Here is a 12255-nt window from a genome sequence, read left to right as displayed (position 1 = left end):
AGACGCCGACCGGGCAGGTGTTGCTGTGGCACTGCCGGACCATGATGCAGCCCATGGCGATCAGGCTGGCGGTGCCGACACCGTACTCCTCGGCGCCCAGCATGGCGGCGATGACGATGTCGCGGCCGGTCTTCAGGCCGCCGTCGGTGCGCAGCCGGACCCGGTGGCGCAGACGGTTCAGCGTCAGCACCTGATGGACCTCGCTCAGGCCCATCTCCCACGGCACGCCGGCATACTTGATCGAGGTCTGCGGGCTGGCGCCGGTGCCGCCGACATGGCCGGACACCAGGATCACGTCGGCGTTCGCCTTGGCGACACCGGCGGCGATGGTGCCGATGCCGGAGCGCGAGACCAGCTTGACGCAGACCTTGGCGTCCGGGTTGATCTGCTTCAGGTCATAGATGAGCTGGGCCAGATCCTCGATCGAGTAGATGTCGTGGTGCGGCGGCGGGCTGATCAGCATGACGCCGGGAGTGGAGTGGCGCAGCTTGGCGATCATCTCGGTGACCTTGAAGCCGGGCAGCTGCCCGCCTTCGCCGGGCTTGGCGCCCTGGGCCACCTTGATCTCGATCTCGCGGCACTGGTTCAGGTATTCGGCGGTGACGCCGAAGCGGCCCGACGCGATCTGCTTGATCGCGGAGTTCCAGTTGTCGCCGTTCTTGTCGGGCTTGAACCGCGCCGGGTCCTCGCCGCCCTCGCCGCTGTCGGACTTGGCGCCGATCCGGTTCATGGCGACGTTGAGCGTGCCGTGAGCTTCCGGCGACAGCGCGCCCAGCGACATGCCCGGCGTGATGAAGCGCTTGCGCAGCGACGTGATGCTCTCGACGTCGTCGAGCGGGATCGCCTCCCGCGTGGAGCGGAAGTCCAGCAGGTCGCGGAGCTGGATCGGGGCTCGCTTGTTGGTCGCTTCCGTGTACTTCTTGAAGGTCGGGTAGCTGTCGGTCGCCACCGCCTGCTGAAGCATGTGGATCAATCCTGCTTCCCAGGCGTGCCGCTCGCCGTTGCGGCGGTACTTGTAGAAGCCGCCGATCGGCAGGGCGATGATGTCCTCGGAATAGGCGATGGCGTGCTGTTCCAGCACCTTCTTCTGGATGCCGGCCAGGCCGATGCCGGAGATGCGGCTGACCATGCCGGGGAAGTGCTCTGCCACCAGCGCGCGGCTCAGGCCGACCGCTTCGAAGTTGCAGCCGCCCCGGTACGAGCTGATGATCGAGATGCCCATCTTGGACATGATCTTCAGCAGACCCTCGTCGATCGCCTTCTTGAAGCGGGACATGCACTGGTCGAGCGACAGGTCGCCGAACAGCCCGCGGCGGTGGCGGTCGGCGATCGCCTCCTGCGACAGGTAGGCGTTGACCGTCGTGGCGCCGACGCCGATCAGCACGGCAAAGTAGTGTACGTCCATGCACTCGGACGACCGTACGTTCAGCGACGTGAAGGTGCGGAGCTGCTGGCGGACGAGATGGGTATGGACGGCACCCGTCGCCAGGATCATCGGCATGGGCGCCCGGGCGCCGCTGACACGCTCGTCCGACAGGATGACGTGGGTGGCGCCGCCGCGGACGGCGTCCTCGGTTTCCTGACGGATGCGGCGCAGCGCGTCGCGCAGCGCGTTGGGACCGGCGCTGACGTCGAAGGTGCAGTCGATCTCCGCCGCCGTTTCACCCATGTAGCCGCGCATGGCGCGCAGCTCGGCCGTCGTCAGCACGGGGCTTTCCAGCTGGAGCAGGCGGCACTGGCCCGCATCCTCGTCCAGGATGTTGCCCAGGTTGCCCAGCCGGGTGCGCAGGCTCATGACGCGCCGTTCGCGCAAACTGTCGATCGGCGGGTTGGTGACCTGACTGAAGTTCTGGCGGAAGAAGTGGTGCAGGCCGCGATACTTGTCCGACAGCACGGCCATCGGGCTGTCGTCGCCCATCGAGCCGATCGCTTCCTTGGCCTCGTCCACCATGGGATGGAGGACCGTTTCCAGGTCTTCCATCGTGATGCCGACGGAAAGCTGGCGGCGGCGCAGCTCTTCCTTGGCGAGCACGGCGGGTTCCGCCGGCGCCGCCTTGACGAGGCTGTCCAGTTCCGTGATCTCGCCGACCCACTTGTCGTAGGGCTTCTGGGCGGCAAGGTAGTCCTTGATCTCGCGGTCGTGGTACAGCTTGCCTTCGGCAAGGTCCACCGCGATCATCTGTCCAGGCCCGAGCCGGCCCTTCTCGACGACCGTCGTCTCGTCCGTCTTCACCATGCCCGTTTCCGAACCGGCGATCAGCAGGCCGTCGTTGGTGATCGTGTAGCGCATCGGACGCAGGCCGTTGCGGTCCATGCCGCCGACGGCCCAGCGGCCGTCGGTCATCGCCAATGCCGCAGGTCCGTCCCACGGCTCCATCACGGCGTTGACATAGCCGTAGAGCGCCCGGTGTGGCGCCGGCATCGTGTCGCCGGCCGCCAGCGCTTCCGGGATCAGCACGGTCTTCGTCATCGGGGCGGAGCGGCCGGCGCGGGCCACGACCTCGAATACCGCATCGAGCGCCCCGGAGTCCGACGATCCGATCGGGATCACTGGCTTCAGGTCGTTGATGTAGGGACCGAAGCACTCGTGGTCCATGCGGGTCTCATGGGCCTTCATCCAGTTCACGTTGCCCTTCAGCGTGTTGATCTCGCCGTTGTGGGCGAGCATGCGGAATGGCTGGGCCAGCGGCCATGTCGGGAACGTGTTGGTCGAGTAGCGCTGATGGTAGATCGCGACGTTGGAAACGAAGCGCTCGTCCAGCAGGTCCGGATAGAACGACGTGAGCTGTTCCGCCAGGAACATGCCCTTGTAGACGATCGAGCGCGAAGACAGGGTGCAGATGTAGAAGTCGTTGATCTGCTCGGCCCGGACGGCGGCCTCGATCCGGCGGCGGATGATGTAAAGCTCAAGCTCGAACTTGTCGTCGGTCTCGCCCTTGGCGTTGCCGATGATGATCTGCTCGATTTCCGGCCGGGTCGCGTTGGCCTTCTCGCCGATGATGTCGACGTTCACCGGCACCTGGCGCCAGCCATAGATATAGTAGCCGAAATTCAGGATCTCGGTCTCGACGATGCAGCGGCAGCGCTCCTGCGCTTCCAGCGACAGGCGCGGCAGGAACACCTGGCCGACGGCGAGCGGGCGGTCCGGCGGGATGTGGCCGATCAGCTTGACGTAGTCGTGGAAGAACTGCTGCGGCACCTGGACGTGGATGCCGGCGCCGTCACCGGTCTTGCCGTCGGCATCGACGGCGCCCCGGTGCCAGACCGCCTTCAGCGCCTCGATGCCCTTTTCCACCACCGACCGGCGGGGCTTGCCGTCGATCGCCGCGATCATGCCGACGCCGCAGGCGTCGTGCTCGTCCGCCGGGTCATAGGCGTGGGCCGCCGCCAGCGCTTCGACGTTCGCCTTGTACTCGGTAACGAACTGCTCGCCCTGGTTCAGGATTTCATCAGTCATGGGCGTGATCCTTTCTGAGTGCGGCGTCGACGTCGACGGAGAGGGCGCCACGCTGCGGTAGCTGGCGGAAATTTACGATGGATTGCCGTGCCGTCATGGTTTCAACCCCGTGACGAATGCGTATGTCCGGTTCTTGCCATGACCCGATGTCGGCGTCCGGCAAGCGCTCCGGGATGGCCGGGTAGGGCAGGCGGAGCCCGGAAGTGCCGGGCTCCGCCTTGCGCTTCCTACTCCGCCGCGACGGCGGCTGCGGTAGTGCCGGCTTCTGCCTTCTGGAGCAGGTAGCTGTGCATGTGCTCCGCCACGTCGCGGCCGTCGCGGATGGCCCAGACCACGAGGCTGGCGCCGCGCACGATGTCGCCGGCGGCGAAGACGCCGTCCAGGCTGCTCATCATGGTGCGGAAGTTGACCGTGACGGTGCCCCAGCGGCTGACCTTCAGCCCGGCTTCGCCGAACAGGGCCGGCAGGTCTTCCGGGTCGAAGCCCAGCGCCTTGATCACGAGATCGGCTTCCAGGACATAGCCGGAACCGTCGATCACCTGCGGGGTCTGCCGCCCGCTGGCGTCGGCGACGCCAAGGTGGATGCGGTGCGCGCGGACGCCGGTGACGACGCCGTCCTTGCCTTCGAACGCTTCCGGGGCGGACTGCCAGACGAACTCAACGCCCTCTTCCTCGGCGTTGTGGACCTCGCGCTGGGAGCCGGGCATGTTGGCCCGGTTGCGGCGGTAGAGGCACTTGACCGACTTGGCGCCCTGGCGGATCGCCGTGCGGACGCAGTCCATCGCGGTGTCGCCGCCGCCGATCACGACGACGTTCTTGCCGGCCGCGTTCAGCGCGCCGCTGTCGTAGTCCGGTACCGCATCGCCGAGGCCCTGGCGGTTGCTGACCGTCAGGTACTTCAGCGCCGGGATGATGTTGCCCAGCTCGGAACCGGGCGCATCGAGGTCGCGCGCCTTGTAGACGCCGGTCGCGATCAGGACGGCGTCATGCCTTGCCCGCAGGTCGGCCAGCGTGGCGTCGCGGCCCACTTCGAAATTGGTGTGGAAGATCACGCCCTGGTCGGCCAGCAGCTTGACCCGGCGGTCCACGACGTACTTCTCCAGCTTGAAGCCGGGAATGCCGTACATCATCAGGCCGCCGATACGGTCGTAGCGGTCGTAGACATGGACCTCGTAGCCCTTGGCGCGGAGCTGTTCCGCCGCGGCCATGCCGCCGGGGCCGCCGCCGATGATGCCGACCGACTGCGGTCGCTCGCGTGCCGGAATGCGGGGCTTGACCCAGCCGCGGTCCCAGGCCGTGTCGTTGATGTACTTCTCGATCGAGCCGATCGTCACGGTGCCGTGAGTGGACTGCTCGATCGTGCAGTTGCCTTCGCACAGGCGGTCCTGCGGGCAGATGCGGCCGCAGATCTCCGGCAGGTTGCTGGTCGCCGACGACATCTCGTAGGCTTCCTCGAGGCGGCCTTCGGCCGTCAGCTTCAGCCAGTCCGGGATGTTGTTGTGAAGCGGGCAGTGGACCTGGCAGAACGGCACGCCGCACTGCGAGCAGCGGCTCGACTGTTCCTCGGCACCGCTCTGATCGAACTCGCCATAGATTTCATCGAAGTCGTGCCGGCGCGCCGCGGCTTCCCGTTTGTCGGGCATGCGCTTCTCGGTGCGGACGAACTGCAACATCTTCTGCGCCATGGCGAACAATCCTTCAGCTCAACCTCCGCCGCGAACGCATGGCTGTGATTGCCCCGTTCGACTTAGGAGATTCACGGCCGCATCGGCGTAACCGCGTTGAGGTGGAAACAAACTTGTCCAGACTATGTCCGATACCGACCGTATACGTCAAAAACCTAGGTCTTGCCAGCAAAAAACAACGAATAGGACACGGTTGTTGACTAAATTTACGAGTGAGGCTCGATCTGCTGAATATATAGGCGCTCAGACCATTTCGTTTTCAGTCTAATAGGTCCGAAATAGGACTACCTGTTCCGGACGACAGAAGTTGCCGGTTACCTTAACCGCAGGTGCAGCAAAATGTCTTGCGCCGTATCGAAAACCCGCCGTTTGAACCCGGCGTTCAGATGAATGCCGGGTTGTCACGGGCAGCAGGGTGGCGTCAGGCCGAGTAGCCGCCGGCGCGCTGGGAGAAGCGGCCGCCGACCCGGAAACGGTCGAGATAGGTCGGGATGATGACCTCGGCCGCCGTCGGCTCGACGCCGAGATCGGCGAGCGTGGCGGCACCGGGAGCCACCACGTTGTCGCGCTTCAGCAGTTCCACCTGGTCGACGGTAAGCAGGGGCTTGGGCAGTTTGCCCAGGATCTTGCCCTGAAGTTCCGCGACGCCCCACGGCACCGTGACCATGATGCGCTTGCGGCGGGTTTCGGCCAGCACCAAGCCCATGATCTCCTTGAAGGAGTAGACGCGCGGCCCGCCCAGTTCATAGGTCTTGCCCATTGCGGCGGGGTTTTCCAGCGCCTTCATGATCGCATCGGCGACATCGCCGACATAGACCGGCTGGAACTTGGTATGGCCGCCGCCGATCAGCGGCAGCACCGGCGAGATCCGGGCCATCGCACCGAAGCGGTTGAAGAAGCCGTCTTCCGGGCCGAACACGACGCTGGGGCGCAGGATCGTCGCTTCCGGGAACGCCTTGAGCACCGCCTGCTCGCCGGCGGCCTTGGAGCGGGCGTATTCGGCGGTCGATCCGGCATCGGCGCCGATCGCCGAGATCTGGACGAAGCGCTGGACACCCGCCGCCTTGGCGGCGCGCGCGATGCGGCCCGGCGCGTCGCCCTGGGTGCCGCGGAACGTGTTGACCCCTGATTCGTACAGGATGCCGATCAGGTTGATGACGATATCGGCATCGCGCACCGCCGCGGCGACCGAGGCGTCGTCATGGATGTTGGTGGCGATCGGGATGATCTGGCCGACCGCGCCGTTGGTCCGCAGGAAGTTGGCGTTGCTCGGGTGACGGGTCGCGACCCGGATGATCGTGCCGGTCTTCGCCAGCCTCTTGATCAGGTGGCGGCCGATGAACCCGGACCCGCCGAAAACCGTGGCTACCCGATACCGAAAGGACATCGCTTTCTCCAAAACCTGATTTTTGCCTGCGCCTCTCTGGCCTTGGTAAGGGCGATCGGAGGCTGTTGGGCAGTGCTTATAACGAAATGATGGGCGGGGAGCCAGCGTCCAGGCGATGCCGGAGCACCGGTGCGGCAGAGGGGCGCGACCGTCCCGATGATTTCGTCAAAAAGCGTTTGACAGGAACCGCTCGGCCCAATAAATACCCGCTCCACGTCGCCCAGGTGGCGGAATTGGTAGACGCGCAGGTTTCAGGTACCTGTGGCAGAAATGTCGTGGAAGTTCGAGTCTTCTCCTGGGCACCAATTCCTCGGTAACGGCCGCTAGATCGCAGGTATCCCGATACAGGGATATAGGCGGATCGAAGCGGCCGTTGTCGCTTTCGGGATGCAGCGCAGTGCCCATAGAGCTTTACGACGGCGATCTGCCGGACGGCCTCGATTTCGGCGACACGGTCGCCATCGACACCGAAACCATGGGTTTGAATCCCGTTCGGGATCGCCTGTGCCTGGTGCAGCTATCGGCCGGCGACGGCAATTGCCATATGGTCCAGCTTCGGCAGGGCCGCTACGAGGCTCCCAACCTGAAGCGGCTGCTCACCGACCCTGATGTCACCAAGCTGTTTCACTTCGCACGGTTTGACATCGCGGCCATCCAGGCTTACCTGGGAGTCGTGTGCCAGCCGGTCTATTGCACGAAGATCGCGTCCCGGCTGGTCCGCACCTTCACGGACCGTCATGGACTGAAGGACCTGTGCAAGGACCTGCTCAACGTGGACCTGTCGAAGCAGCAGCAGTCTTCGGACTGGGGTGCGGCGGAACTGACGCCCGAACAGCTCAAATACGCGGCTTCGGACGTGCTTCATCTGCACGAGATGCGCACCAGGCTGGATGCCATGCTGGAGCGCGAGGGACGCACGGAGTTGGCGCGGGAGTGCTTCCGTTTCCTGCCGACACGGGCCGCTCTCGATCTTGCTGGTTGGGAAGATCAGGATATTTTCGCACACTAGTAGAGAAGCCCAGGTTCTTCTTCACGACGGAAGGGAAACGAGGTCTCATTGTTGCCCAAGTTTGGTGCAGAATGGCCCGTTCCGCGGCAATTTAACAAAGGTGCGGGTTTGACCGCACCAGGGCTGAGCGGCATACTGCGGCCACCGCCCGCCGATAGTTGCGGCAAGCGGCGCTGATACGGTGCAGCACCGGTGCCCCGGAGTCGCAGCCCGTCGATTGTTTGCCTACCAGATACTTGGGAGTTCGTCAGCCTTGGACCATTCCACCGCCCCCAACAGCGCGCTCAGCGACAAGGCGCAAGCCGACATGTCCGCCGACGGCGACATCGCGGTGGCGCGGCGGGTGCTCCGCGTGGAAGCCGAAGCGCTGATGGATATGGCCGCCGGCCTGGACGACAGCTTTGCCCGCGCCGTCAAGGCGCTTGCCGGCATCACCGGCCGCGTCGTCGTCACCGGCATGGGCAAGAGCGGCCACATCGCCCGGAAGATCGCGGCGACGCTGGCGTCCACCGGAACACCGGCCCTGTGGGTCCATCCCGGCGAAGCCAGTCACGGCGATCTGGGCATGATCGCGCGCGACGATGCGGTCATAGCGTTGTCCAACTCGGGCGATACCGCCGAGTTGTGCGACATAGTGGCCTATGCCAAGCGTTTCCGCATTCCGCTGATCGGCATCACGCGCCGGACGCATTCGTCGCTGGCGGAGCAGTCCGACGTGGCGCTGATCCTGCCGCAGTCGCCGGAAGCCTGCCCGCTGGGGCTGGCGCCGACCACGTCGACCACGCTGATGCTGGCGCTGGGCGATGCGCTGGCCGTGGCGCTGCTGGAGCGGCGTGGCTTCTCCGCAGCCGATTTCAAGGTCTTCCATCCCGGCGGCCAGCTCGGACGGCAGCTTCTGCGGGTCACCGAGATGATGCATACGGGGGCCGAGCTGCCCCTGGCCCCGCTCGACATAAAGGTATCGGAAGCGATCCTGGTCATGACGGCCAAGCGGTTCGGCTGCGTCGGACTGACCGGCGCCGACGGCAGGCTCGCGGGTATCATCACGGACGGCGACTTGCGGCGCCACATGAACCCCGATCTCCTGTCGCTGCCGGCAGAGACCGTCATGACGTCCGATCCCAAGACGATCCGCCCCACGACGCTGGCCGGCGAGGCGCTCGGGATCATGAACGCGCTGGCGATCACCAGCCTCTTCATTACCGACGAAGGGCGTCCGGTCGGCATCATCCACATCCACGATTGCCTGCGGGCCGGTGTGGCCTGACGCCATGGATACGATCCGGTCGGGAACATCATCCGGCGCCGCCATATCGAACCCTGACGCCGCGCCTGCGGCGGCCGCCGCGCAGGTAGCCGACCACGAGCGCCGGATGGCGCGCGCCGGCGGCGGCTATTCCCATTTCGTCAAGTTCCTGAAGGTGGTGCTGCCGCTGCTGGCGTTCGGGATCATCGGGCTGCTGGCGGCATGGCCGCGGATCCAGGGCGGCGATCAGTCGGACAACCGGCGCGACACCGGCGAACTCGAAATGATGCGGGCTCTCTATGTCGGGACCGATACCCAGAACCGTCCGTTCTCGCTGACGGCGGACCGGGCGGTGCAGTCGACCAGCGAACCGGGCGTCCTCGACCTGGTTCGTCCGCAGGGGGAACTGACCCTCCAGGACGGCACATGGATCGCGGTCAAGGCCGACAGGGGCCGGTACAACGACAAGACGGGAAAGCTGCTGCTGCTTGGCAATGCCAACCTGTTCCACGACAAGGGCTACGAGTTCAAATCCGACGAAGCGCATATCGACGTCAGGGCCGGCAACGCCTGGGGCGATCTGCCGGTGACGGGGCAGGGACCCTTCGGAGAGATATTCTCGCGAGGGTTCCGTCTGTTCGACAGCGGCGCCACCATCGTCTTCAACGGTCCGGCCCATCTCGACCTCGCCGCCGGCCTGACGGAATCCGGCGGACCTGCCGGTGCCACCAAATCGTCGCCAGGGCCCTCGGGGGCCGCAGCGACGGATCCCGAAATTCCGGAAGCACCGCCCACGGTGGCGGAACGCCCGGCGCCCGAGCAGCCCATAGCGGAGCAGGTCCAGCGATGAAGACGCGTTTTCGCAACAAGGCCCTTGCTCCGGTACTGGCCACCCTTACAGCCCTGCTGCTTCAATCTGCTCCCGTGTGGGCGCAGGTGCCGGGTGCCGGGTCGAGCCAGGGGCTTCCCATCGCCGTCGATGCCGATCAGGCGATCGAGTGGCACCAGGAGCAGAAGGCCTATGTGGCGCGCGGCAACGCCGTCGCCAAGCGCGGCGACGTGACGATCACCGGCGATACCCTGGTGGCCTATTACCGCGACATCCCGGCCGGCGGGACCGAGATCTTCCGGCTGGCGGCCGACGGCAAGGTCCATATCTTCTCGCCGACCCAGAACGTCTACGGCGACCGCGCCGTATACGATGTCGACAAGCTGGTCGCCGTCGTCACGGGTTCCGACCTCAAGCTGGTCACGCCGACCGATGTCGTGACCGCCAAGGACAGCCTGGAGTATTGGGAAACACAGAAGCTTGCCGTGGCGCGTGGCGACGCGATGGCGGTGCGCGAGCAGAACCGCGTCAACGCGGATGTCCTGGTCGGCCTGTTTGCCGACGGAGCCGACGGCAGCATGGAGATGACGCGCATCGACGCCCAGGGAAACGTCGTGATTACCACCCCGACCGATGTGGCGCGGGGGCGGCAGGGCGTCTATAACCTGAAGACCGAAATTGCGACCCTGACCGGTGACGTGCGCCTGACCCGTGGCGAGAACCACCTGAACGGCCAGACCGCCGAGGTGAACATGAAGACCGGAATCAGCCGACTGCTCAGTACCGGTGACCGCAGCGGCGGACGGGTGAAGGGATTGTTCATTCCCGGTCAGCAGCCGGGTGGCGGCCAGCCGCCCGCTCCCCAAACAACTTCCCCGACGGCACCCGGAGGTGCGACGAATTGAGCATCCGGGAATTCAAGAGAATGGATCGCCAGGATGCCCCGCCGGGCCTGACCAAGGCTGCCGGCGGACCGGGGCCGCGGCTGATCGCCGACAACCAGGGACTGACCGCCCGCAACCTGGGCAAGCAGTACAAGAAGCGGCCGGTTCTGCGGGATGTCAGCATCACCGTCCAGCGCGGCGAGGCGGTCGGTCTGCTGGGGCCGAACGGTGCCGGCAAGACGACCTGCTTCTACATCATCACCGGTCTGATCTCCCCGGATTACGGCACGATCAGCCTCGACGGCCAGGACATCACGGCCCTTCCCATGTACCGCCGCGCCCGGCGCGGCATCGGGTACCTGCCGCAGGAAGCATCGATCTTCCGTGGCCTGTCGGTCGAGAACAACATCAGGGCGGTGCTCGAAGTTGTCGAGTCGGATCGCGATGCGCGCGAGTCGAGGCTCGACGAGCTTCTGGCCGAGTTTTCGATCTCGCATCTCCGGCGGACGCCGGCGCTGGCGCTTTCCGGCGGCGAGCGGCGAAGAGTCGAGATCGCGCGGGCGCTCGCCTCGCAGCCTCACTTCATTCTGCTGGACGAACCGCTGGCCGGCATCGATCCGATCGCGGTCAACGACATCCGCGAGCTGGTTACGCATCTGCGGGATCGGGGTATCGGCGTACTCATAACTGACCACAATGTAAGAGAAACGCTGGAGATCGTCGATCGGGCATACATTTTGCACGATGGTATGGTACTGATGGAGGGAGAGCCGTCGGAGATCGTGGCCCACAAGGATGTGAGGCGGGTCTACCTCGGCGAAAGGTTCAGTCTCTAACCACCTCCCTGGTACCATGGCGCTTTCACAACGTCTCGACCTCAGGCAGACCCAGTCGCTTGTCATGACTCCGCAGTTGCAGCAGGCTATCAAGCTGCTGCAACTGTCGAACATGGAACTGTCGGATTACGTCGACCGCGAGGTCGAACAGAATCCTCTGCTGGAGCGGGACGACTCTGAGTTCGGCGGCGGCGACGGTTCCGCTTCACCCGAAGCAGGCGGAGGAGGCGGCGGCGACGGGAGCCAGGGCGGGGCCGAGGGTGGCGCCGGGGTCAACAGCCCGAACCAGTCCGACCAGGGGCCGGCCATCAACCTCGCCGACCAGCGTCAACGCGACACCCATGAGCTTACGACGTCGGACCACATGGCCGGCGGCGCCGATTCCCCGCTCGATACCGATTTCGAGAACGTCTGGACCAACGGCAGCGCCGCGGACGGCAGCTTCGACGGCGCGGAGGCATTCGGCGACTGGTCGTCGCGTGGCGGTGGCGGCAGTTTCGAGGACGGGGATTTCAACCTCGAACAGACGCTCAGCGGCGACCTCAGCCTGCGCGACCACCTGATCGGCCAGATGAACGTCGATCTGATCGACCCGGTGGACCGCCTGATCGGACTGGCGCTGATCGACCTGCTGGACGCTTCCGGCTACGTCACGGGCAGCCTCGCCGATCTGGCCGAACAACTGAACTGCGATCCGGCTCATATCGAGAGGGTCCTGCTGCGCGTGCAGCGCTTCGACCCGCCCGGCATCTTCGCCCGCAGCCTCAGCGAATGCCTTGCGATCCAGCTGCGGGAGCGCAACCGGCTGGACCCGGCGATCCAGGCCCTGCTCGACAATCTGGAACTGCTGGCGGCGCGCAACGTGCCGGCCCTGCTGAAGGTCTGCGGCGTCGATGCCGAGGACCTGTCCGACATGGTGGCG

9 protein-coding genes and 1 tRNA gene are annotated in these 12255 nt (G+C 65.5%); 7 read left to right on the top strand and 3 right to left on the bottom strand.

Going from position 1 to position 12255, the window contains the following annotated elements:
- The 3 genes from gltB to AC5JJ6_RS22395 all read right to left on the bottom strand — a co-directional run.
- Positions 1-3457 (bottom strand): glutamate synthase large subunit (gltB, locus tag AC5JJ6_RS22405; protein WP_496044189.1); only part of this gene is annotated, 3457 nt, incomplete at its 3' end.
- Positions 3458-3684: 227 nt separating this feature from the next.
- Positions 3685-5142, bottom strand: coding sequence for an NAD(P)-dependent oxidoreductase (locus tag AC5JJ6_RS22400; protein WP_496044188.1), 1458 nt, complete (start codon positions 5140-5142; stop codon positions 3685-3687).
- 421 nt (positions 5143-5563) lie between these two features.
- Complete coding sequence (locus tag AC5JJ6_RS22395; protein WP_496044187.1) at positions 5564-6529, bottom strand: complex I NDUFA9 subunit family protein; 966 nt, start codon at positions 6527-6529, stop codon at positions 5564-5566.
- A gap of 218 nt (positions 6530-6747) precedes the next feature.
- On the opposite strand from AC5JJ6_RS22395, the gene AC5JJ6_RS22390 reads away from it, so the two are divergent.
- From AC5JJ6_RS22390 to AC5JJ6_RS22360, 7 genes are all read left to right on the top strand, one after another.
- Positions 6748-6834 (top strand) — tRNA-Leu (locus AC5JJ6_RS22390).
- Positions 6835-6926: 92 nt separating this feature from the next.
- Complete coding sequence (locus AC5JJ6_RS22385; RefSeq protein WP_496044186.1) at positions 6927-7538, top strand: ribonuclease D; 612 nt, start codon at positions 6927-6929, stop codon at positions 7536-7538.
- A 307-nt stretch (positions 7539-7845) separates the two neighbouring features.
- The gene (locus AC5JJ6_RS22380; protein WP_496044190.1) at positions 7846-8805 is read left to right on the top strand and encodes a KpsF/GutQ family sugar-phosphate isomerase; all 960 of its coding nucleotides are present in this window, start codon (positions 7846-7848) and stop codon (positions 8803-8805) included.
- A 4-nt stretch (positions 8806-8809) separates the two neighbouring features.
- Positions 8810-9634, top strand: coding sequence for an LPS export ABC transporter periplasmic protein LptC (gene lptC, locus AC5JJ6_RS22375; RefSeq protein ID WP_496044185.1), 825 nt, complete (start codon positions 8810-8812; stop codon positions 9632-9634).
- Positions 9631-10518, top strand: a complete 888-nt coding sequence (locus tag AC5JJ6_RS22370) for an LptA/OstA family protein (protein ID WP_496044184.1) — start codon at positions 9631-9633, stop codon at positions 10516-10518. The genes lptC and AC5JJ6_RS22370 overlap by 4 nt, the downstream gene beginning before the upstream one ends.
- A gap of 20 nt (positions 10519-10538) precedes the next feature.
- The gene (gene lptB / locus AC5JJ6_RS22365) at positions 10539-11333 is read left to right on the top strand and encodes an LPS export ABC transporter ATP-binding protein (RefSeq protein WP_044427718.1); all 795 of its coding nucleotides are present in this window, start codon (positions 10539-10541) and stop codon (positions 11331-11333) included.
- Positions 11334-11349: 16 nt separating this feature from the next.
- Positions 11350-12255 (top strand): RNA polymerase factor sigma-54 (locus tag AC5JJ6_RS22360; protein ID WP_496044183.1); only part of this gene is annotated, 906 nt, incomplete at its 3' end.

Source organism: Skermanella sp., from assembly GCF_059503625.1.
This window is presented reverse-complemented; position numbering and strand designations above follow the sequence as displayed.